19 protein-coding genes are annotated in these 21,444 nt (G+C 58.6%); 6 read left to right on the top strand and 13 right to left on the bottom strand.

Features of this window, described 5'->3' with window-relative positions; genetic code table 11:
• Positions 1 to 45: 45 nt before the first annotated feature.
• The gene (locus ACUTSW_RS17965; protein WP_063200855.1) at positions 46 to 783 is read right to left on the bottom strand and encodes a 1-acylglycerol-3-phosphate O-acyltransferase; all 738 of its coding nucleotides are present in this window, start codon (positions 781 to 783) and stop codon (positions 46 to 48) included.
• Between the two features lie 356 nt (positions 784 to 1,139).
• Positions 1,140 to 3,413, bottom strand: a complete 2,274-nt coding sequence (parC, locus tag ACUTSW_RS17960) for a DNA topoisomerase IV subunit A (protein WP_062868771.1) — start codon at positions 3,411 to 3,413, stop codon at positions 1,140 to 1,142.
• Between the two features lie 324 nt (positions 3,414 to 3,737).
• Here parC and ACUTSW_RS17955 point away from each other — a divergent pair, with 324 nt between their 5' ends.
• The gene (locus ACUTSW_RS17955; RefSeq protein WP_445584991.1) at positions 3,738 to 4,319 is read left to right on the top strand and encodes an NAD(P)H-dependent oxidoreductase; all 582 of its coding nucleotides are present in this window, start codon (positions 3,738 to 3,740) and stop codon (positions 4,317 to 4,319) included.
• A 47-nt stretch (positions 4,320 to 4,366) separates the two neighbouring features.
• Positions 4,367 to 4,675: a putative quinol monooxygenase gene (locus tag ACUTSW_RS17950; RefSeq protein ID WP_004948272.1), complete on the top strand. Its 309-nt coding sequence runs from the start codon at positions 4,367 to 4,369 to the stop codon at positions 4,673 to 4,675.
• 21 nt (positions 4,676 to 4,696) lie between these two features.
• Here the strand turns inward: ACUTSW_RS17950 and ACUTSW_RS17945 are convergent, their stop codons facing one another.
• The 6 genes from ACUTSW_RS17945 to nudF form a co-directional block, all read right to left on the bottom strand.
• The gene (locus ACUTSW_RS17945) at positions 4,697 to 5,593 is read right to left on the bottom strand and encodes a LysR substrate-binding domain-containing protein (protein ID WP_445584990.1); all 897 of its coding nucleotides are present in this window, start codon (positions 5,591 to 5,593) and stop codon (positions 4,697 to 4,699) included.
• Positions 5,594 to 5,683: 90 nt separating this feature from the next.
• Complete coding sequence (gene parE / locus ACUTSW_RS17940; RefSeq protein ID WP_062868773.1) at positions 5,684 to 7,579, bottom strand: DNA topoisomerase IV subunit B; 1,896 nt, start codon at positions 7,577 to 7,579, stop codon at positions 5,684 to 5,686.
• A 77-nt stretch (positions 7,580 to 7,656) separates the two neighbouring features.
• Complete coding sequence (gene yqiA / locus ACUTSW_RS17935; RefSeq protein WP_004948280.1) at positions 7,657 to 8,238, bottom strand: esterase YqiA; 582 nt, start codon at positions 8,236 to 8,238, stop codon at positions 7,657 to 7,659.
• On the bottom strand, positions 8,238 to 9,065 hold the full coding sequence (gene cpdA / locus ACUTSW_RS17930; RefSeq protein ID WP_062868777.1) for a 3',5'-cyclic-AMP phosphodiesterase: 828 nt from the start codon (positions 9,063 to 9,065) through the stop codon (positions 8,238 to 8,240). The genes yqiA and cpdA overlap by 1 nt, the downstream gene beginning before the upstream one ends.
• A gap of 27 nt (positions 9,066 to 9,092) precedes the next feature.
• On the bottom strand, positions 9,093 to 9,518 hold the full coding sequence (locus tag ACUTSW_RS17925) for a DUF1249 family protein (RefSeq protein WP_004948286.1): 426 nt from the start codon (positions 9,516 to 9,518) through the stop codon (positions 9,093 to 9,095).
• On the bottom strand, positions 9,515 to 10,150 hold the full coding sequence (nudF, locus tag ACUTSW_RS17920; protein ID WP_445584989.1) for an ADP-ribose diphosphatase: 636 nt from the start codon (positions 10,148 to 10,150) through the stop codon (positions 9,515 to 9,517). Before nudF ends, ACUTSW_RS17925 begins: the two co-directional genes overlap by 4 nt.
• 284 nt (positions 10,151 to 10,434) lie before the next feature.
• Between nudF and tolC the strand changes: the two genes are divergently transcribed.
• Together tolC and dhaR are read left to right on the top strand one after the other, a co-directional pair.
• Positions 10,435 to 11,937, top strand: a complete 1,503-nt coding sequence (gene tolC, locus ACUTSW_RS17915) for an outer membrane channel protein TolC (RefSeq protein WP_434461523.1) — start codon at positions 10,435 to 10,437, stop codon at positions 11,935 to 11,937.
• 150 nt (positions 11,938 to 12,087) lie between these two features.
• A complete protein-coding gene (dhaR, locus tag ACUTSW_RS17910; protein WP_445584988.1) occupies positions 12,088 to 14,037 on the top strand; it encodes a dihydroxyacetone kinase operon transcriptional regulator DhaR in 1,950 nt (649 codons plus the stop codon).
• A gap of 9 nt (positions 14,038 to 14,046) precedes the next feature.
• Here dhaR and dhaM read toward each other — a convergent pair whose 3' ends face one another.
• From dhaM to ACUTSW_RS17890, 4 genes are read right to left on the bottom strand one after another with little or no spacing between them, the layout of a single operon-like run.
• Positions 14,047 to 15,477 (bottom strand): dihydroxyacetone kinase phosphoryl donor subunit DhaM, encoded by a 1,431-nt coding sequence (gene dhaM, locus ACUTSW_RS17905; protein WP_445584987.1) that lies wholly within the window; start codon positions 15,475 to 15,477, stop codon positions 14,047 to 14,049.
• 11 nt (positions 15,478 to 15,488) lie between these two features.
• Positions 15,489 to 16,121, bottom strand: coding sequence for a dihydroxyacetone kinase subunit DhaL (gene dhaL / locus ACUTSW_RS17900; RefSeq protein ID WP_004948299.1), 633 nt, complete (start codon positions 16,119 to 16,121; stop codon positions 15,489 to 15,491).
• Positions 16,122 to 16,130: 9 nt separating this feature from the next.
• Positions 16,131 to 17,201, bottom strand: a complete 1,071-nt coding sequence (gene dhaK, locus ACUTSW_RS17895) for a dihydroxyacetone kinase subunit DhaK (protein ID WP_041417396.1) — start codon at positions 17,199 to 17,201, stop codon at positions 16,131 to 16,133.
• Positions 17,202 to 17,253: 52 nt separating this feature from the next.
• Positions 17,254 to 18,360: a glycerol dehydrogenase gene (locus ACUTSW_RS17890; RefSeq protein ID WP_445584986.1), complete on the bottom strand. Its 1,107-nt coding sequence runs from the start codon at positions 18,358 to 18,360 to the stop codon at positions 17,254 to 17,256.
• A gap of 352 nt (positions 18,361 to 18,712) precedes the next feature.
• Here ACUTSW_RS17890 and ACUTSW_RS17885 point away from each other — a divergent pair, with 352 nt between their 5' ends.
• On the top strand, positions 18,713 to 19,378 hold the full coding sequence (locus tag ACUTSW_RS17885) for a DUF1190 family protein (RefSeq protein ID WP_004948305.1): 666 nt from the start codon (positions 18,713 to 18,715) through the stop codon (positions 19,376 to 19,378).
• Positions 19,379 to 19,381: 3 nt separating this feature from the next.
• Positions 19,382 to 20,542, top strand: a complete 1,161-nt coding sequence (locus ACUTSW_RS17880; protein ID WP_062868785.1) for a glutathionylspermidine synthase family protein — start codon at positions 19,382 to 19,384, stop codon at positions 20,540 to 20,542.
• A 57-nt stretch (positions 20,543 to 20,599) separates the two neighbouring features.
• Here ACUTSW_RS17880 and ygiD read toward each other — a convergent pair whose 3' ends face one another.
• A complete protein-coding gene (gene ygiD, locus ACUTSW_RS17875; protein WP_063200871.1) occupies positions 20,600 to 21,382 on the bottom strand; it encodes a 4,5-DOPA-extradiol-dioxygenase in 783 nt (260 codons plus the stop codon).
• Positions 21,383 to 21,444: the final 62 nt, after the last annotated feature.

The following is a 21,444-nucleotide window of genomic DNA, read 5'->3' as shown; positions in this document are numbered from 1 at the left end:
ATCAAGCGCCGTTTAAAAGTTCATTCTTTGAAGCCGGTGGGAATATTATTTTCCGGCCGCATTGCGCTGAGCGACTTCTTCGTCCAGCTCGGCGATCTTCGCCAACATCAGCTCATGGCAATGGGCCGCCAGCTCGCGCACATTTTCTCTGCCGTAATTGCTGATGTCGATCGGTTCCAGTATTTCTACGATCGCATGGCCATTATTCCAACGGTTAAGATTAATTTTACCGGTGGTGGTAGACACGCAGATCGGCACAATCGGCACCCCAGCGGCGATTGCCGCGTGGAATGCACCGGTTTTAAACGGCATCAGCCCGCGCCCGCGGCTGCGGGTGCCTTCCGGAAACATCCAGATCGAGATATCTTTCTTCTTGAACTGTTCGGCTACCTGAGCAATGGTGCCATGCGCTTTGGCACGGTTATCCCGATCAATCAGCAGGTTACCGGTCAGCCAATACAGCGGGCCAAAAAAGGGAACCCACAACAGGCTTTTTTTGCCGACGGTCACGGTTCGCGGCTGCACGGCTTTGGCGGCCGTTACCATATCGTAGTTATTCTGGTGGTTAGCGATATAAATGCAGTTGCCGTTTTTGGCGGCCTCGGCCGGTACGCGGACTTCTACTTTCAAACCGAATAACCCGGACAGACGGCCAAACAGATGACCGAACGTCGCCACATGGCGGGGATCGCGGGGACGGAATAATAAACAGTAAATAGAACCGAAAATGCACACCAGAAGACAATACAGAGTGGCGAGCACGGCACGTAAAATTAATAACATAACAACCTCATTAGCACACTGCCGACGCAGCCTGAAGCGCTACGCAGATCCCTTTATCCCCTTCATACTTGAAGCTGCATCTGTGTTGGCTGCGTCCGCGCACCCCAATCACTTAGTTTACTAAGCTCCTGGGGATTTACGGCCTTGCCGCCTTGATGCAACTCCAATTATTTTGGGTAAACTCATTCTTTGATTGCAGAGCCGAAAACCTGCCCTGCATTTTTTTCTATTTTCCCGCCAGCCGACGATACGCACAATAATTTTATGCAGAGAAATGTTAACTATTTGAAAATAATTGCCGGTGGCGGGAAATAAAGCGGGCGCAGCATGCTGCGCCCGTTTGTTATGCCGTCAGCTTACTCTTCGCTGTCGCCCGCAGGCGCACGCGCCGGTGCATCGATTTCTACGCGATCGATACGCTGCAAGCCACGTGGCAATGAGGTGCCTTTACGGCCGCGCTCCGCACGGAATTTCTGCAAGTCTTCCGGACGCAGCGTCAGCTTGCGTTTACCCACATGCAAGGTCACGGAGGTTTGCGGTGGCAGCACGAACAACCATGTCAGCTTGTCTTCGCCGGAAGCGGCCTGCGCCGCCGGGATGGAAACAATCTTGTTGCCCTTGCCCTTCGACAACTGTGGCAGGTCGGCAACCGGGAACAGCAACATGCGTCCGGCAGCAGTGATCGACAGCAACATGTCGTCGTCGCCGTGGATCTCCATCGGTGCCAGCGCTTTGGCGTTGTCCGGCAGAGTGATCATCGCCTTACCGGCACGGTTGCGCGCCACCAGATCGTTGAAGGTGCAGACAAAACCGTAGCCGGCGTCAGAGGCCATCAACAGTTTCTGATCGTCCGCCGCCATCAGCACTTGCTCAATGGTCGCGCCCGGCGGTGGCGTCAGCTTGCCGGTTAACGGCTCGCCCTGCCCGCGCGCCGAAGGCAGCGTCAACGGATCGAGCGCGTAACTGCGCCCGGTGGAGTCGATAAATACCACCGGCTGGTTGGTTTTGCCGCGCGCCGCGCTGCGGTAGCTGTCGCCGGCTTTGTAGCTCAGGCCGCTTGGATCGATATCGTGGCCCTTGGCGCTACGCACCCAGCCCATTTCCGACAGTACGATAGTCACCGGCTCGGACGGCACAAAGTCATGCTCGCTCATCGCCTTGGCTTCCGCACGCTCGGTAATCGGTGAGCGGCGATCGTCGCCATAGGCCTGCGCATCGGCCTGGATCTCTTTCTTGATCAGGGTGTTCAGCTTGCGTTCAGAAGCCAGCAATGCCTGGAGGTGATCGCGTTCTTTGGCCAGCTCATCCTGCTCGCCGCGGATCTTGAACTCTTCCAGCTTCGCCAAATGGCGCAGTTTCAGCTCGAGGATCGCTTCCGCCTGGGTGTCGGAAATGCCGAAACGCTGCATCAGCACCGGCTTGGGTTCGTCTTCGCTGCGGATGATGTGGATCACTTCATCGATATTGAGGAACGCCACCAGCAAACCTTCCAGAATGTGCAGGCGTTTCAGCACTTTTTCCAGACGGTAATTCAGACGGCGGCGCACCGTGTCGCGACGGAATGCCAGCCATTCGGTAAGGATTTCCACCAGCCCTTTGACCTGCGGGCGGTTGTCCAGACCGATCATGTTCATATTGATGCGGTAGCTGCGTTCCAGATCGGTGGTGGCGAACAGGTGGTTCATCACCTGGTCCAGATCGATACGGTTGGAGCGCGGCACAATCACCAGCCGCGTCGGATTCTCGTGATCGGATTCGTCACGCAGATCTTCCACCATCGGCAGCTTTTTGGCGCGCATCTGGCTGGCGATCTGCTCCAGCACCTTGGCGCCGGAAACCTGGTGCGGCAAGGCGGTAATCACCGCACTGCCGTCTTCTTTTTTCCATATGGCGCGCATACGCACCGAACCGCGGCCGTTCTGGTAAATTTTACGGATTTCATCGCGCGGCGTAATGATTTCGGCTTCGGTCGGGAAGTCCGGGCCCTGCACGTACTCGAGCAACTCCTCGAGCCCTGCGCCGGGTTTGTCGATCAACGCCACCACGGCGGCGGCCACTTCCCGCACGTTGTGCGGCGGGATGTCGGTCGCCATGCCGACGGCAATGCCGGTGGTGCCGTTCAGCAGGATGTTGGGCAGGCGCGCCGGCAACATCTTCGGCTCCTGCATGGTGCCGTCAAAGTTCGGCACCCAATCAACGGTACCCTGGCCCAGTTCGGCCAGCAGCACTTCCGCGTATTTGGACAGGCGGGATTCGGTATAACGCATCGCCGCGAAGGATTTCGGATCGTCCGGCGCCCCCCAGTTCCCCTGGCCGTCTACCAGTGGATAGCGATAAGAGAACGGCTGCGCCATCAGCACCATAGCTTCATAGCAAGCGCTGTCGCCGTGCGGATGGTATTTACCCAGCACGTCACCCACGGTACGGGCGGATTTTTTGAATTTGGCGCTGTTGTTCAGCCCCAGCTCGGACATGGCGTAGATGATGCGCCGTTGTACCGGCTTTAGACCGTCGCCAATGTACGGCAACGCCCGATCCATGATGACGTACATGGAATAGTTCAGATAGGCGTTTTCAGTGAATGTGTGCAGCGGTAAACGCTCTACACCGTCATGAGTCAGATCACTCATTACTCAATTATCCTCAGACCGTGGCTTGGCAATCCCTGGACGACAAAGGGTATAGCTTGTCGATTCTGTCGGCGATAGTAACCCATCAGCAGGGTAGCTGTCACAGTTGGCGCAGCAATCGCCCGGTGAAGCCGGTTCAACCGCCGATTTTATGCAAAAATTCATTACCTGGCAGCGCCTTTATTGACTCAAAGTCAACACTGTTGTGCGCTGGATCCCATTTTTACGGCTATTGCTAACGATTACACTCCCTGTCAACGAAATGCTTTCCGCGCTCAAACGCGGAAAGCCGTACCCATTTTAACTCTGACAGGAGCCGCGAAAATGAGCAACATCCTGATTATCAATGCTAAAAAGCAATTCGGCCATTCCAACGGCGAACTTAACCAAACGCTGAGCGACGTGGCGGAAAGCTTCTTGCACGACGTGAAACACGATGTGCAGGTCACCGTGGTCGACGACGGCTATGACATCGAAGCCGAAGTGCAGAAATACCTGTGGGCCGACGTGGTGATTTATCAGATGCCGGGCTGGTGGATGGGTGAGCCCTGGATCCTGAAAAAATACATCGATGAAGTGTTCACCGCCGGGCACGGCAGCCTGTACGCCAGCGACGGTCGAACCCGCGCCGACGCCGGCAAGAAATACGGCTCCGGTGGCCTGATCCAGGGCAAGAAATACCTGTTGAGCCTGACCTGGAACGCGCCGCTGGAAGCCTTTACCGATCCGCAGCAGTTCTTCCACGGCGTGGGCGTTGACGGCGTTTACCTGCACTTCCACAAGGCCAATCAGTTCCTGGGCATGGAAGCGCTGCCGACCTTTATCTGTAACGACGTGATTAAACAACCTGATATCGACAGCGATATCGCACGTTATCGCGCGCACCTGGCAGAAATTTTTGCTTAACTAAGGCCGCGTAAGCGCATAAATCCGCATAAATCAATGAGGTTGTGATGATCACCGTAATTGCAGAAATCAAGACCAAACCGGGCCACCGTGAAACGGTGCTCAAAGCGATCGAGAAACTGATCCCGTTGGTGCTGGCGGAAGAGGGTTGCGGCGAATATACGCCGATGATCGACAGCCATACTCAGGCACCATGGCAGAAACTGTCGCCGGACTCGGTGTTTATGCTGGAAAAATGGGAAAGCCAGGCGCACCTGGAAAAACATCTGGATATCGCTCACATGCACAAGCATCGCGATACCATTAAAGACAGCGTGGTTGGCGTGACCATTCACGTGCTGGGTAACGCGCTGTAATGCCCGGGGCCGCTCTGGCCCCTACAGCGTCTGCGCGTCGATATGCGCGCTGACGTAGTCCAGAAAACAGGTAATACGCGCCGCCAGCTGGGTATTGCGGTAATACACCGCATTAATCGGCTGGCGCACATCCAGCGTGTCCTGCTCCAGCAACTGCACCAACCGCCCGCTGCGCTGATCGTCACGCGTCATGAAATCCGCCAACTGCACTATCCCTTCGCCACGTAACGCCAGTTGCCTTAGCGTTTCGCCGCTGGATGCCGAGAGAGTCGGCGTGATGGCGAAATGCGGCGCCTGAGGGTTGCGCAGCGGCCACAGATTGAGTGATTCCGGTTGGGTAAAGCCGAGCAGGCAATGGTCGCGCAGCGCTTCCACGTTGTTCGGGGTGCCGTAACGTTCAAGATAATCCGGGCTGGCGAGAATACGCAAACGGCTGGCCCCCAGCAGACGCGCATGAATGGTTGAATCGCGCAATATGCCGATGCGAATGGCGATGTCGGTACGCTTCTCCAGCAGATCGATAATCAGGTTGTCAGTATTCAACTCCAGCTCGATCTGCGGATAACTTTGGCGAAATCCCGCCACCAGCGGCACGATCACGTGTTCCATAAAGGGGGCGGCGGCGTTGACCCGCAATTTACCGGCCGGGATCAGCCTGCGCAGCGCCATCTGCTCTTCGGCGTTCTCCACCGAACGGATAATGTCGCGCGCATGACCAAGAAAGCTTTGGCCTTCTTCGGTCAGCTCAAGCCGGCGCGTGGTGCGGCGCATCAGGGTGGTGTCGAGTTTCTTTTCCAGGCGACTGAGCGCGCGGCTGATGCCGGACGTGGTTTGGCCGAGCTGTTCAGCGGCGGAGGTAATGGAGCCGCTGTCGACCACGGAGGTAAACGCCAGCAATTCTTCGAGGGTGATTTTCATGCATTCCGCCCAGAGTGGTCGGGTGCGGCTTGCCGCGCCCCTGCGGGAAGAAGGCCCGGCACAGAAGCCGGGCCTGACAAGAGATCAGACTCAGACGGAAAGATCGGCCATATCGCCTTTGTCCTGCAGCCAGTTACGGCGATCTTCAGAACGTTTCTTGGCCAGCAGCATGTCCATCATCGCCAGCGTCTGGGCCACATCGTCATCGTTCACCGTCAGCTGTACCAGACGACGGGTGTTCGGATCCAGAGTGGTTTCACGCAGTTGCAACGGGTTCATCTCGCCCAGCCCTTTAAAGCGCTGAACGTTCGGTTTGCCCTTTTTGCGCTTCAACTGTTCCAGCACGCCGGCTTTCTCTTCTTCATCCAGCGCGTAGAACACCTCTTTACCGAGGTCGATGCGATACAGCGGCGGCATTGCCACGTACACGTGGCCGCCCTTCACCAGCGAACTGAAATGGCGTACGAACAGCGCGCACAGCAGCGTGGCGATGTGCAGGCCGTCGGAGTCCGCATCCGCCAGGATACAGATTTTGCCGTAACGCAATTGGCTGAGATCTTCGCTGTCCGGATCGATGCCGATCGCCACGGAAATGTCATGCACCTCCTGCGAGGCCAGCACTTCGTCCGAGGACACTTCCCAGGTATTCAGGATCTTGCCCTTCAGCGGCATGATGGCCTGATACTCGCGATCGCGAGCCTGCTTGGCTGAACCGCCCGCCGAGTCCCCTTCCACCAGGAACAGTTCGGTCATGTTCAGATCCTGCGACGTACAGTCCGCCAGTTTACCCGGCAGAGCCGGACCGCTGGTCAGCTTCTTGCGCACCACTTTCTTGGCGGCGCGCAGACGGCGCTGGGCGCTGGAAATAGCCAGCTCGGCCAGCTGTTCCGCCGCCTGTACGTTCTGGTTCAGCCACAGGCTGAAGGCGTCTTTCACCACGCCGGAAACGAAGGCCGCGCACTGGCGCGACGACAGGCGTTCTTTGGTCTGCCCGGCGAACTGCGGATCCTGCATCTTCACCGACAGCACGTAGGCGCAGCGGTCCCAGATGTCTTCGGCGGACAGCTTCACGCCGCGCGGCAGGATATTGCGGAACTCGCAGAACTCGCGCATGGCGTCCAGCAGCCCCTGACGCAGGCCGTTAACGTGGGTGCCGCCCTGCATGGTCGGGATCAGGTTAACGTAGCTTTCCGTCAACAGCTCGCCGCCTTCAGGCAGCCACAACAGCGCCCAATCCACCGCTTCGGTATCGCCGGCGAAGTTGCCGATAAACGGCGCTTCCGGCAGGGTGATCAGGCCGTTGACCGCTTCCATCAGGTAATCGGTCAGACCGTCCTGATAGCACCAGCGCTGCTCGGTGTTGTTCAGCTTGTCGATAAAGTAAATTTCAACGCCGGGGCACAGTACCGCTTTGGCTTTCAGCAGGTGGCTCAGGCGCGAAACCGAGAAGCGCGGGCTGTCGAAGAACTTTTCGTCAGGCCAGAAGTGGATGCTGGTGCCGGTATTGCGTTTGCCGCAGCTGCCGGTCACCGCCAGTTCTTGCACCTTGTCGCCGTTTTCGAAGGCGATGCTGTAGACGTTGCCGTCACGCTTAACGTTGACTTCCACCCGCGTCGACAGGGCGTTAACCACCGAAATCCCCACGCCATGCAGGCCGCCGGAGAACTGGTAGTTCTTATTGGAGAATTTACCGCCCGCGTGCAGACGACACATGATCAACTCAACCGCCGGGACGCCTTCTTCAGGGTGGATATCCACCGGCATACCGCGGCCGTCGTCGATCACTTCCAGTGACTGATCGGCGTGCAGAATCACGTCGATGCGCTTGGCATGGCCTGCCAGGGCTTCATCGACGCTGTTATCGATCACCTCTTGGCCGAGGTGATTTGGGCGCGTCGTGTCGGTATACATGCCGGGACGACGGCGCACTGGTTCCAGACCGCTGAGGACTTCAATGGCATCAGCGTTATAGGTGGATTGAGTCATCGTTGAATTTTTTTCGTGGTTAGAAGGAAGGTGCCTATACCCGTCGTCTTTCAAGCCGCAGGATATAACTCGCTTATTCACACAGCGTTTAGCCCTAAAAAATCCACAATCTGGGGGAAGTAGTGCTCGAAACCGACGAAGGCGTGGTTTCCACCCGACTCCACCGTTTGCCGGCACGCAGTGTAATAGGCCACCGCCTGCCCATAATCGAGAATTTCATCGCCCGTTTGTTGCAGCAACCAGATTAAATCCGGTGACTCCAAGGGATCGATCTGCATCGTTTTCAGATCGTAAACGTGACGTGACTCTAACACATATTGTTGACCGGTGTAGGGGTTCTCGTTTTTGCCAAGGTAGTCAATCAACAGCTCAAACGGCTTCACAGCGGGGTTAACCACTACCGCCGGCAGTGAAAAACACTGCGAAAGCCAGGTGGCGTAGTACCCGCCCAGCGAGGAACCCACTACGCCCAGCGTCTGCCCGGCGCGCTCCATCACCATATTCTCAAGCATCTCGGCGGCATCGGCCGGGAAAACCGGCAATTGCGGCACCAGCATCTCGATGTCCGGGTGGTTCTCAGCCAGCCACGCCTTGAAAGAGGTTGCCTTGGCCGAGAGCGGCGAACTGTTAAAACCGTGCAAATAAAGTAGCGTCGACATCAGTACCCTTCCGAATCCATGTCGGGGCGAAAATCATCGTTTTCCAAGCGGAAAACCTGGGTCTCAACGCGACCGTCCGGCAGCAGATCGAGATAGCGCCAGCCGGGTGAAACGTCGTCGATGGTAAAATTGGTGCAGTGCGGCTTGAATTGCACGCAGGTGGAAGGCGATGCCAGCAAACGGCGGCCCTGCCATTCCAGATCCAGATCCTGGTGAATATGCCCGCACACCACGGTGTTTACGTTCGGGTAGCGCAGCAGCACCGCGCCCAGCATGTGCGGGTTGCGCAAGCTGTGCTGATCGAGCCAGGTGCAACCGGAAGGCAACGGGTGATGGTGCAGCAACAGTAACGTATAACGCTCGGGATGGGCCTGCAGGCAGCGCTCCATCCACTCGAGCTGGTAGTCGCTCAGCTCACCGTGCGGCACGCCAAACACCTGGCTGTCCAGCAGCAACACCTGCCAGTTCTCGCCCAACAGCACATGCTTTGACGGGGCAATGCCAGCGGCGGCCAGCGCATCGACCATCGCCGGCTGAAAATCATGGTTGCCCGGCAGCCAGACGCAAGGCGCAGGCAACCGCGCAATACCTTCGGCAAAGTGCCGGTAAGCAGCCAGCGAATGATCCTGAGCCAAGTCGCCGGTGGCGACGACCAGATCAAAATCGCGCTGCTGCGCCATAATGGCGTCCAGCACCGCGTGGTAGCTGCGATAGGTATTGATGCCGAGCAAGGTTTCGTTTTCGCCGGCAAAAAGGTGGGTATCTGTTATTTGCAGAATCCTGACCCTGGCCCCACTTGCCACGGTCAGTTTAAACAGGCTTTCCAAATGGTGTCCTTTGTTATTTCAGTCTACCTAACAAACCGGAACCGCCATTGCTCCATGCGCCAAACAGTAGCGCAACCAATCAGCAAGAAACTGGTTAATTTGATGCTTTTCGTCGCGTTGATGCAACTTTTTATTGGGATAATCATAACGCGCTTTAAAGCGGTAGATCTGCTGACTGGAACACACTTCCGCAACCATCGCGTCATGATACAGTCGAACCGTCATGGCGGGCAGGCTCCAATAGCTGACCGCCGGCGCGGTCTGCTCTATCTGCACCAACGAGGTGTAGCGCGTGGATTCAACAATAGTCAGACGATAGCTGGCGCCGTTCACCTGATAAGTCACCGTTTCGCCCACTTCATCGTTGCGCGGCAGCAAGCGACGCAATTGCGCGAAGTTGGTTTCACACAATCTCATCATTTCCGGGAAATCAGGGGTATAGCGCTGTTTCATTGGTTGGCCCACTCTTTTCTTAACGATTCATGGTGCAACGCCAGCCACTGCAATGCAATCACAGATGCGGCGTTATCAATCGCGCCTTCTTCAACCCAACGGTAAGCCTGTTCGCGGCTGACGACGTGGACACGGATATCTTCATGCTCTTCTTCCAATCCATGGATGCCTTCGGCAGTGGTCGCGTCCACCTCGCCCACCATGATTGACAACCGTTCGCTGGTGCCGCCGGGGCTTGCCAGGTAGCTCAGCACCGGTTTGCAGCGCCCGACCTCGACGCCGGCCTCTTCCTGCGCTTCACGGCGGCATACGTCTTCGACGCTCTCGCCGGTTTCGATCATACCCGCCACCATTTCCAGTAGCCAGGGGGAGCTACTGGTATCGATCGCGGCGATCCGCAGTTGTTCAATCAGCACCACCTCGTCACGCACCGGGTCATAGGGCAGCAGCACCGCCGCGTGACCGCGTTCGAAAATCTCGCGCTTCACCTCTGGGCTCATGTCGCCGTTGAACAAACGATGGCGGAACCGATAGAGATTGAGTGAAAAAAAACCACGGTAAAGCGTCTCACGTGCAATAATTTCTACATCATTTTTATCGAGAGTAACGGGCGACGGCTGTGAGTGGTTCATAAGCGAATTCTCCTGCGTGAGTATGCCGATAAAATAAACAGTTTTGATGACAGAAACGGCGGGGTAATCTTCCGCAGCTTTATGCTAGATTGTGAACCATGATATCAGGTGTAACGTGCTCGGCCAGTTGAACTAAAGTAAACACGGCAGTCTGAAAGGCAAAAGATACGCGAGATGGCACATTCAGCCACCTTATGCGAACAACAGACTCTGCTAGAATCGGCAACTATTTCGTCTATCGTCAGCGCTAACATAGCAATATTGCTGCACAACAAGGAATGCAAATGAAGAAACTGCTCCCCCTTCTTATCGGACTGAGCCTGGGCGGCTTCAGTGCAATGAGCCAGGCAGAGAACCTGCTGCAGGTTTACAAACAGGCCAGGGAAAGTAATCCGGATCTGCGCAAGACTGCCGCTGACCGTGACGCCGCATTCGAAAAAATCAACGAAGCGCGCAGCCCGCTGCTGCCGCAGTTGGGTTTGAGCGCCGGTTATGACCGTAGCTATGGCTATCGCGACAACCGTGACCAAAACGGCAACACCACCAGCGGCTCGCTGGCGCTGACCCAAACCATTTTCGACATGTCGAAATGGCGCGCGCTGACGCTGCAGGAAAAAACCGCCGGTATCTCCGACGTAACCTTCCAGACCTCGTCGCAACAGTTGATCCTCGACACCGCTACCGCCTATTTCAACGTGCTGAGCGCGATCGACTCGCTGTCCTATACTCAGGCGCAAAAACAGGCGGTTTACCGCACGCTGGATCAAACCACCCAACGCTTTAACGTGGGCCTGGTGGCGATCACCGACGTGCAGAATGCCCGTTCCAACTACGACACCGTGCTGGCGTCCGAAGTGACCGCTCGCAACACCCTGGATAACGCACTGGAAAAACTGCGCCAGGTGACCGGCACCTTCTACCCAGAGCTGGCCTCGCTGAATACCGACCGTTTCAGCACCCAGCGTCCGGACGCGGTGAATAACCTGCTGAAAGAAGCCGAAAGTCGCAACCTGAGCCTGCTTTCCGCCCGTCTGAGCCAGGATCTGGCGCGCGAGCAGATCAAATCAGCGCAAACCGGCTATATGCCGACCGTTGATTTCAGCGCTTCAACTGCCGTGTCCAACAACAGATACAGCGGTTCCCGTAGTATTTCTACGGATAACGATGCCGGCGAGAACAAAGTGGGGCTGAGCTTCAATCTCCCGCTGTACAGCGGCGGCCAGACCAACTCACAGGTGCAACAGGCGCAGTACAACTTCGTCGGCGCCAGTGAGCAACTGGAAAGCGCGCACCGCAGCGTAGTGCAGACCGTGCGTTCGTCATTCAACAACGTGAACGCCTCGATCAGCAGCATCAACGCCTACAAACAGGCCGTGGTCTCTGCCCAGAGTTCATTGGATGCAATGGAAGCCGGCTATCAGGTGGGTACCCGTACCATCGTTGACGTGCTGGATGCAACCACCACGCTGTATAACGCCAAGCAGCAGCTCTCCAGCGCGCGTTATACCTATCTGATCAACCAGTTGAACATCAAGTCCGCACTCGGCACGCTGAATGAAAATGACCTGCTGTTACTGAACGGCGCGTTGGGCAAACCGATTTCTACCTCGCAGGATGTGGTAGCGCCGCCGACCACCGCGCAAGACGCTTACGCGGAAGGTTATAACGGCAATGCCCCTGCGCCGCAAACGGCTGCACCGGCACCGGTCGCTACCCGCGCATCTGCGCCGGCGATCACCACCACCCAGCCGGCGCGCAGCAACAGCGGTAACCCATTCCGCAACTGATTCGCGCACTGCTGAACACGGGGCCCGGCATCTGCCGAGCCCCGTTTTTTTTGCCGCAACGCCGGTTCTGCCCGCCGCCTCACAGCCAGCACCCCGCCCTGCGGTGGTATCATCGGCGCCACTGCCTTATCTCAGTCCGGATGGGATCCAATGGAGAACACCTCAAGCTGGCAACAGTTGATGGCCGATGGCGCATTGCCGCCCGCACAGCGCCCTGCACCGGCAATCTATGCTTCCTGGCTGCGCTGCCGCAGCCTGATGCAACCCGCCGTGTGGAAAGCACCGCACTGTGCGCTCGGCGCCACCTTCAACTCTATCTGCCAGCGTAAAAACGATCTGCTGACGCTTGGCCAGGCGGCGCTGGAAGACGCCTGCGAATATATGGAATCCCGCCGCTGCCTGCTGATGATCCTCGACGAAAGCGGCTGCATGCTGTGGCTGTGCGGTGACGCCCTGACGCGTGAGCGCCTGCAGCAATTGGGGTTTACCCCCGGCGCCTATTGGGCCGAGGGTGACATTGGCACCAACGCGCCTTCGCTGGCGGCGGCAGAAGGCCACCCGATACAGGTAAGCGGCAGCGAGCATGTGCGCCAGGCACTGCATGACTGGTCATTCTGCGCCACGCCGGTTTATGACAACAGCGGCCGCCAGCGCGGCTCGATTGCGCTGGGCTGCCTGCTGGCTGACTCCGCCGCCGGCGATCTGTCACTGACGCTGGCGATAGCACGCGAGATAGGCAACTCGCTGAACGCCGACGCCCTGCTGGCGGAGTCCAACCGTCACCTGAACCAGCTTTACGGTTTGCTTGACGGGGTGGATGACGGGGTGATGGCCTGGGACCATCGCGGCTACCTGCAATACATCAACCAGCGGGCCGCCACCCTGCTGAAGCTGGACGAACAGCAAAGCCAGGGCAAACCCCTGACGCAGTTGCTGACGCTGCCCGCCCTGCTCAACCGGGCCATCGCCCAGCGTCAGCCGCTGCAGCACGTTGAGGTCACCTTCGAAAGCCAGCGGCAGTTTATCGCCGCGCTGCTGACCCTAAAACCGATCTTCGACGGCGAGCGCTGCAGTTTTATCGCCCTGCTGCACCCGATTGAACGGCTGCACCAGTACGTCAGCAGCCAGCTGGGCCGCGTCAGCCACAGCTTTGAACAGATGCCTTCCGCCTCTCTGGAGATGCGCCGACTGATCCGCTATGGCCAGCAGGCGGCGAAGGGCCAGCATCCGATCCTGCTGTGCGGCGAAGAAGGGGTCGGCAAGGAGTTGCTCAGCCAGGCGATCCACAACGCCAGCGAACGCGCCGCCGGGCCGTATATCGCGCTCAACTGCCAGTTGCTGCCGGAAGCGCAGGGGCTGCGCGAACTGCTGGGCAGCGACGCCAGCGAGGAGGAAGCGGGCCAGCTCAGCAAGTTTGAACTGGCCAACGGCGGCACCTTGTACCTGGAGCAGATTGAGTATTTACCGGCGGAAATGCAGTCGGCACTGCTGCAGGTGCTGAAGACCGGCGTGGTGATGCGGCTTAATTCCAACCGGGTGATCCCGGTCGATGTGCGGGTGATCGCCGGCAGCGCCGCCAATCTGCCGCTGTTGGTGCAGCAGAACCGCTTCCGCCGCCAGCTGTTTTACAGCCTGCAAGCGTTCGAGATCCAGATCCCGGCGCTGCGCCAGCGGCTGAGCGACATTCCGCTGTTGGTAAAGCACCACCTGCGTGCGCTGGAACAGCATTTCCAGTGTCGGTTCCGGGTCGATGATGAAGTCATGGCCCAGCTTGGCCTGTATCTGTGGCCCGGCAACGATCTGGAGCTGAAAGGCGTGGTGGAACGCACGGCGATGATTTGCCACGGCCACCATCTCCAGTTGGCGGACTTGCCCGAACACTTGCTCAGCCACCAGCCGCTGCTGGAAAGCGAACCGCAGCCGGGTATGCCGCTGCTGACGCTGGCGGAAATGGAACGCCAGGCGATCATTCGCGCGGCCAACGTCAGCCGCGGGCAACTCAACGAAATGGCGCAGCTGTTGGGCATCGGCCGCACCACACTGTGGAGAAAAATCAAACAATATCAAATTGATATCCGGCAGTTTAAGCTACGCGCCTGATACCCGCACTCAATGGCTGAGCTGCAATACCCCGCGCGCCGCGTCCAGCATCGCTTTCTGACCGCTGCGGGTTTTGCTCATACAGTCGTTCATGCCGACCACCATCGGGATGCCCATCGCTTTCGCCAGGATCGCGCTGTGCGACAGCGCATTGCCGCCGCTCAGACAGATGCCGAGCACCAGGCGACGATCGAGCATCACCACGTCGGAAGGCATCAGTTCATCCATCACCAGTATCGAGGGCGCAATCAGCGTAATCGGCAGCAACGGCTGCTGTTGCAAATGGCTCAGTGTACGGCGCAGCATGTCCCGCACGTCCAGTTCGCGCGCCCGCATGTACTCATCGTCCAGCGCGCGATAATCCTCGATGATCGCTTCCATTTCCTGCCGCCAGGCCTGCTCGGCACTGCATTGTTGCTGAGCAATGCGCGTATAGGCCGCCTGTTGCAGATCCGGATCGTCCAGCAGCATGCTGTGCGCGCCGAAAATCGCCGCCTGCGGTTTGCCAATCAGCGTGCCGGTACGCTCCGCCAGCCGACCAAGATCGCCCAGGGTATGCTGCAGCGCCTCACGCAGCCGCTGCTGTTCGGTCAGCACGTCGTCCGCGCCAATCGGGCGCTCGGTCACCGTCGGCCAGAAGCTGAGCGCCTGCAACACCGGCCCGCTGGTCACGCTTTCCGCCACCGGGATGCCGTGCAGCGAGGGCAGTTGCTGCTCTGATACCGTTTCACCAAAGTGCTGTTCCGCCAGTGCCCTGAACGCCGCCAGCGCCTGCTCAGCCTGTGGGCCGTCGGCAATCAACCGAACGGTGTCGCCGTGCCTCACCTGCAGCAACGCCAGTTGATTCAGGCTGCGCGGATTGGCGCATTGCCCCTGTTTTTCCAACACCAGCTCGGTGTCGAAGGGCGCCAGCGTTTCCGCCAGCCGCGCCGCCGGGCGGGCGTGCAACCCATGCGGGTTCTGCACCGTCCAACTGGCGCTCTTGCCGTGGGTCAGCGGCAATTCAACGCTTTTTACCGCAGGCGCGGCTTCCCCCAACTGCACCTGTTTGGCCAGCAGAGCGCCCTGCGCTTCCGCCAGAACCTGTTCCAGCCCGGCGCCGGAATTGGCGGCGACCACTGCGGCCAGCGTCCCTTCCACCAGCGGTGCCGAACACAGCCGCACTTTGGCGGCCAACTGCGGATCCAGCAGGTCGAGCGCGGTTTCGGCACTCAACAACGCACTGCCCAAATCCATCAGCACCAGGATGCCCGCACCGTCCGCCACCGACTCAATGGCCTCCATGACTTTGATCGCATCGGTGCCTATCGGATGCTCGGCGTCCTCGACGCCCGCCGCCAGCACCAGTTTGCAGCCGTCGCCACGCATCATCTGCCGCGCCAGCTCTTCAACCCCGCGCGCCAGCTGCGCGCTGTGGGAAACTACAACGATATTGATCATCTCGCCTCCTGCTAGTGGCCGGCGACCTCGGCCAGCGTTTTTATCATCAGCATCACCGAGGTGGCGCCCGGATCCTGATGGCCGATGCTGCGCTCACCCAGGTAGCTGGCCCGCCCTTTACGCGCTTGCAGAGTAATGGTGCCCTCCACCGCCTGTTCCGCCCGCTCACTGGCGCGCTGCAAGGCCTCTGCCATGCTCAACTGCTGCTGCGCCGACTGTCCGAGGCTTTCCACCACCGGCCACCAGACGTCGCACATGGTTTTGTCGCCCGGCTCCGCCTTGCCACGCATCACCACGCCCTCTACGCCCTCTTGCATCAACTGATGCAGCTCCGCCAGATCCAGACTTTGCTTGGCATTGGCCGCCTGTGCCGCGCGAATAAAGAAAGTGCCGAACAGCGGGCCGCTGGCGCCACCAACGCTCGACAGCAGCGTCATGCCGGTGTTTTTAAGGATAAAACCGATGTCTTTATCCGCCACCGACGGCAGCTTTTCCACCACCTTGTTGAAGCCGCGGTTCATGTTCAGACCGTGGTCGGCATCGCCGATTTCGGTATCCAGCCGGGTCAAAAAGTCACGTTGCTGGGTAAACACCTCACCGCAACGCATTAGCCAGTCCACGACCTGTTGTTTCGTTAATGCCATAAATCCTCCTCAGCAACCCCAACGCAGCGCAGGGGTTTTCACCGGCGCATCCCACAATGCCAACAGCTCGTCATCCACCTTCAGCAGGGTGATCGATACCCCCTGCATGTCCAGCGAGGTGCAATAGGAACCCACCAGACTGCGTTCAACGATCATGCCCGCCTCGGCGCAGCGCTCCGCCAGCCGGTGATAAACGCCGTACAGCTCGGAAAGCGGCGTCGCACCCAGGTTATTCACCAGCACAATCACCCGATCACCGCGCGTCAGCGGCTGCTTGGTCTGCACTTCATCGCGCCATTCACCCTGCCGGCGATCCCAGGCACGAATGGTGCGCTGGTAATGACCGTGTTCGATCAGGGTATGAAACATGTCGTCCACCGCCGCGTTGAGGCCGGTGAACGGACGCCGCGCAATGCCAGGCTCGCCGTGAATACCGACGCCGAACTCCATCTCGTTTTCCGCCAATACAAACGAAGGTTTGCCGGCTGCGGGCACGGTACAGGCGCCCAGCGCGATGCCAATCGAATGCCCTTGATTGTTGATCCTATGGCCCAGCGTCACCACGGTGTCCAGATCGTCGCCACGCGCCGTCGCTGCACCAAGCAGTTTTTCCATCAGTACGGTATTCGCTACCCCACGCCGGCCGGCGGTGAACAGGCTGTCTTTGACCGCCACGTCATCGTCCACCAGCACCGTCGCCACCTGGGTGCCGCTGTCATGCAGCAGTTCGGTGGCGGTTTCGAAGTTCAACACGTCGCCGGTGTAGTTTTTGATCAGCAACAAGACCCCGGCCCCACCGTCGATTGCCTGGCCGCACTCGTACATTTTATCCGGCGTCGGCGAGGTAAAAATCTCGCCAGGGCAGGCGCCGTCGAGCATGCCTTCGCCGACAAAGCCACAGTGCATAGGCTCGTGGCCGCTGCCGCCGCCGGACAGGATAGCCACCTTGCCCGCTACCGGCGCGTCGGCGCGGGTCACGAACACCGGCTCCTGATGCACCAGCAGTTCGGGGTGCGCTTCCGCCAGCCCCAGCAGTTGCTCTTCCAGTACCGACTCAACCTTATTGATCAGTTTTTTCACGGTCATTTCCTCGTTTAGCCAACGGGACGCAGCCTGCTGCGCCCCTGCGGTATCAGCGTTGGTGTTGTTGCAGCCAGGCGCTGCCCAGCCGGTCTGCCGTCAAGATTGCGGCCTGCACGCTGGCCGGCGTCACCTTGAACGGCATGTTGTGGATGGTTTCGCCGGCGGCGCAGCTGGCTTCGGCAACCGCCATGATTTTCTCTGCCGCATCGCCGCTAACGCCCATCTCGGCCAGCGTGACAGGCAGGCCGATGCGGTGGCAGAAATCCAGCACCGTTTCGATCTGCGCCATGCTGCTGTTTTGCAGTACCAGTTGCGCTAGCGTGCCGAAAGCCACTTTCTCGCCGTGGTACAGGTGATGACACTCGTCCAGCACGGTGAAACCGTTGTGAATAGCGTGCGCCGCCGCCAGCCCGCTGCTTTCAAAACCAATGCCGCTCAGATAAGTATTGGCCTCGATAATGCGTTCGACCGCTTCCGTCACTACCCCGGCCTCAACCGCCAGTTTGGCTTTGACGCCTTCTGCCAGCAGCGTCTCATAGCACAGTCGCGCCAGGCTGAGCGCCGCCAGCGTCGATTTGCCGCCCGCCATGCTGGTTGCCTGAGCGTCGAAACAGGCCTGTGCCTCAAAATAGGTGGAAAGCGCATCGCCCATTCCTGCGACCAACAGGCGCACCGGCGCCTTGGCGATAATCGCGCTGTCCATCACCACCATATCCGGGTTGCGCGGGTAGATCAGGTACTCGGCAAATTCGCCCTGTTCGGTGTAGATCACTGACAGCGCGCTGGTCGGCGCATCGGTGGAAGCAATGGTGGGGATTAACACCACCGGCAATTGCTGGTAGTGCGCGATGGCTTTGGCGGTATCGAGGGTTTTGCCGCCGCCGACGCCAATCACGCCGCGACAGCCATGGGCCTTCAGTTCGCGCCCCAACCGGTCGATTTCCTTATGGCAGCATTCGCCGTTGAACAGGCAGGCGTGATGTTTCACTCCGTGCTGTTGCAGGCTGCCCATCAGGGTATCGCCCGCCAGCTTCATGACGAAGTCGTCGGCAATCACGAAATAATGGTCGGCAAGCGCTTTCGCGTATTGGCCCACGGCGACCAGTGCATTGGCGCCCTGAATGTACTTGCCTGGAGACTGGATGATTCTCAACATAACCGGATCCTTGTAGGGAAATTGGCGATGGTAACGTTCAGATATCAGGTGATGATGCGTCCGGTCTATGCCGTCGCGTTGTTATGCACTGACTATAGGGCTAACGGAGAGCTTTGCGACAGACCGTGTTTTTGTTCCATTATGGAACATAACAACCTCCACGCCGTTTCATAATGAAACTCTGCCGCCGCTTTTCCAGCCGGTAAAGCGAGCTGGCGCACAGCCTAACGTATAACTGCGTAAAGAGTGGATTCTACGGGCGTTTCAGCTTTAATTTTGACCATCTTTCCCCTATTCTTACCGCCACTACTGGGAAAGGGCGAAAACAGCCCGACTGATGGGATTAATAACGATGAAACGGACAAAAAACATCAACCAAGAGACGTTCCGCAAATCCTGGCGCACCTATCGCGTTGCGCCCGTAGCCTTGGCAATCAGCGGAGTCTTTATGCTGGCCGGCTGTGAAAAAGCGGATGAAACGGTCTCGATGTATCAAAATGCCGACGAGTGTTCGCGCACTAACCCTTCCATGAGCGAGCAGTGCACCACTGCCTATAACAACGCCCTGAAAGAAGCCGAAAAAACCGCGCCTAAATACGCCACCCGTGAAGACTGCGTCGCCGAGTTCGGTGAAGCGCAGTGTACTCAGGCCCCCGCTCCGGCGCAGGCAGGCATGGCGGCTGAATCGCAAAGCAGCGGCAGCTTCTGGATGCCACTGATGGCAGGCTACATGATGGGCCGCATGATGGGCGGCTCCGGCTTTGCCCAACAGCCGCTGTTCACCTCCAAAAACGCCGCCAGCCCGGCCAACGGCAAGTTCGTTGACGCCACCGGCAAGAGCTACGGCCCGGCCACCGCAGGCGGCCGCACCATGACGGTGCCGAAAACCGCGATGGCGCCAAAACCGGCGGTCACCAACACCGTTACCCGCGGTGGCTTTGGCGAATCCGTGGCCAAGCAGACCAGCATGCAGCGCAGCAGCGCGACTTCCGGCAGCTCACGCAGCATGGGCGGTTAAGGCATGAAACGCGTTGCGATTACCGAGCGCCCGAACTGGCGCGAAAAAGCGACCGAGTTCGGCTTCAAATTCCATACCATGTATGGCGAGCCGTACTGGTGTGAGGATGCCTATTACCAGTTTACGCTGGCGCAAATCGAAGAGATTGAAAGCGCCACCGCCGAGCTGCATCAGATGTGCCTGCAAGTGGTGGAGAAAGTGGTCGGCAGCGATGCGCTGATGGCCAAATTCCAGATCCCGAAGCACACCTGGGATTTCGTGCGCAGCTCATGGCGTACCAGCCAACCTTCGCTGTATTCGCGCCTCGATCTGGCCTACGACGGCGTCAATCCACCCAAGTTGCTGGAGAACAATGCCGATACGCCAACCTCGCTGTATGAAGCGGCCTTCTTCCAATGGCTGTGGCTGGAAGACCAGATCAACGCCGGCAATCTCAGCCCGGAGTCCGATCAATACAACAGCCTGCAAGAAAAGCTGATTGAGCGTTTTGCCGATCTGAAAGCGCACCACGGCTTCGGTCTGCTGCATTTGGCCTGTTGCCAGGACAGCGAAGAAGATCGCGGTACGGTGCAATACTTGCAGGACTGCGCACTGGAAGCCGGCGTGCCGACCGAGTTCCTGTTTATGGAAGACATTGGTCTCGGCGAGAAGGGGCAGTTTACCGATCTGCAAGACCAGGTTATCGGTAATCTGTTCAAGCTCTATCCGTGGGAGTTTATGCTGCGCGAGATGTTTTCCACCAAGCTGGAAGATGCCGGCGTGCGCTGGCTGGAGCCGGCCTGGAAAAGCATTATCTCCAACAAAGCGCTGCTGCCGATGCTGTGGGAAATGTTCCCGGATCACCCGAACCTGCTGCCGGCCTACTTCGCGCAGGACGAACATCCGCAGCTCGATCACTACGTCACCAAGCCGCTGTTCTCACGTGAAGGCGCCAATATCCAGATCGTGCAGAACGGTCAGGAAGTGGCGCGCGTTGACGGTCCGTACGGCGAAGAAGGCATGATTGTGCAACAGTTCCACCCATTGCCGCAGTTCGAGGGCAGCTATACGCTGATCGGCAGTTGGCTGGTGGACGATCAACCCTGCGGCATCGGCCTGCGTGAAGATCGCGAGCTGATCACCCAGGATCTGTCGCGTTTCTACCCGCACATCATCCTCGGCTGACGAAGTCTTGCCAGATACCTGAAATGCAAACGCCAGTCTGAGACTGGCGTTTTTTATTTAACCGACCTGCACCGACAGCATGCTCAAAGCGCCCATCTCGATGCCGTCCACAGGCACGGATATCGCTTCTTCGCCATCCCAACTGCCCAGCACATACAGCAGCGGCAGATAATGTTCCGGCGTCGGGTTCGACAATGCCGCCCCCTGATGCTGCATGAAATTCACCAGAGGATGATTATCCCCCTGATAATTCAGATTATCGCGCACGAACTTGTCAAAGGACTCCGCCCACGGATAAGGGGTGGTATCCCCCTGCCATTTCACCATTCGCAGGTTATGCACCACGTTGCCGCTGGCGACAATCATCACCCCCTGCTCACGCAGCGCCGCCAGTTTGCGGCCCAGCTGGTAATGGTATTCAGCCGGTTTGGTGCCGTCGATACTGAGTTGTACGATCGGGATATCCGCGTCGGGGTACATCTTGATCAAGACTCCCCAGGTGCCGTGGTCCAGCCCCCATTCGCTGACATCCGCCGTGACCTCAATCGGCGCAAGCAACTGCTGCAACTGCGCCGCCAGTTCAGGAGAGCCCGGCGCCGGATACCGAGTATCAAACAGCGCCTGCGGGAAACCGCCAAAATCATGGATGGTTTTTGGCTTTTCCATCGCGGTCACCGCGGTGCCACGGGTGTACCAGTGCGCGGAAACGGCAACGATGGCTTTTGGACGCGGCAACGTTTCACCCAGCGTACGCCATGCCAGGGTGTAGCGATTTTCTTCCAGCGCGTTCATCGGGCTACCGTGACCGAGGAAAAGAGCAGGCATACGAGAGGTGTTCATACATAATCCTTGGTTAGTCATCTTACGTTCTGCTAACCAGATTACGCCGTTTGCCACGGCAA

Source organism: Serratia sp. TSA_198.1 (assembly GCF_052686505.1).
This window is presented reverse-complemented; position numbering and strand designations above follow the sequence as displayed.

What these genes read in the sequence shown, in the direction of transcription:
- yqiA (WP_004948280.1), bottom strand. Translation starts at nt 8,238, where the DNA reads ATGTCGACGCTACTTTATTTGCACGGTTTTAACAGTTCGCCGCTCTCG.
- ACUTSW_RS17890 (WP_445584986.1), bottom strand. Translation starts at nt 18,360, where the DNA reads ATGTTGAGAATCATCCAGTCTCCAGGCAAGTACATTCAGGGCGCCAAT.
- dhaM (WP_445584987.1), bottom strand. Translation starts at nt 15,477, where the DNA reads ATGATCAATATCGTTGTAGTTTCCCACAGCGCGCAGCTGGCGCGCGGG.
- nudF (WP_445584989.1), bottom strand. Translation starts at nt 10,150, where the DNA reads ATGAACCACTCACAGCCGTCGCCCGTTACTCTCGATAAAAATGATGTA.
- parE (WP_062868773.1), bottom strand. Translation starts at nt 7,579, where the DNA reads ATGACTCAATCCACCTATAACGCTGATGCCATTGAAGTCCTCAGCGGT.
- ACUTSW_RS17955 (WP_445584991.1), top strand. Translation starts at nt 3,738, where the DNA reads ATGAGCAACATCCTGATTATCAATGCTAAAAAGCAATTCGGCCATTCC.
- ACUTSW_RS17965 (WP_063200855.1), bottom strand. Translation starts at nt 783, where the DNA reads ATGTTATTAATTTTACGTGCCGTGCTCGCCACTCTGTATTGTCTTCTG.
- tolC (WP_434461523.1), top strand. Translation starts at nt 10,435, where the DNA reads ATGAAGAAACTGCTCCCCCTTCTTATCGGACTGAGCCTGGGCGGCTTC.
- dhaL (WP_004948299.1), bottom strand. Translation starts at nt 16,121, where the DNA reads ATGGCATTAACGAAACAACAGGTCGTGGACTGGCTAATGCGTTGCGGT.
- ACUTSW_RS17925 (WP_004948286.1), bottom strand. Translation starts at nt 9,518, where the DNA reads ATGAAACAGCGCTATACCCCTGATTTCCCGGAAATGATGAGATTGTGT.
- ygiD (WP_063200871.1), bottom strand. Translation starts at nt 21,382, where the DNA reads ATGAACACCTCTCGTATGCCTGCTCTTTTCCTCGGTCACGGTAGCCCG.
- ACUTSW_RS17945 (WP_445584990.1), bottom strand. Translation starts at nt 5,593, where the DNA reads ATGAAAATCACCCTCGAAGAATTGCTGGCGTTTACCTCCGTGGTCGAC.
- parC (WP_062868771.1), bottom strand. Translation starts at nt 3,413, where the DNA reads ATGAGTGATCTGACTCATGACGGTGTAGAGCGTTTACCGCTGCACACA.
- ACUTSW_RS17950 (WP_004948272.1), top strand. Translation starts at nt 4,367, where the DNA reads ATGATCACCGTAATTGCAGAAATCAAGACCAAACCGGGCCACCGTGAA.
- dhaR (WP_445584988.1), top strand. Translation starts at nt 12,088, where the DNA reads ATGGAGAACACCTCAAGCTGGCAACAGTTGATGGCCGATGGCGCATTG.
- ACUTSW_RS17880 (WP_062868785.1), top strand. Translation starts at nt 19,382, where the DNA reads ATGAAACGCGTTGCGATTACCGAGCGCCCGAACTGGCGCGAAAAAGCG.
- ACUTSW_RS17885 (WP_004948305.1), top strand. Translation starts at nt 18,713, where the DNA reads ATGAAACGGACAAAAAACATCAACCAAGAGACGTTCCGCAAATCCTGG.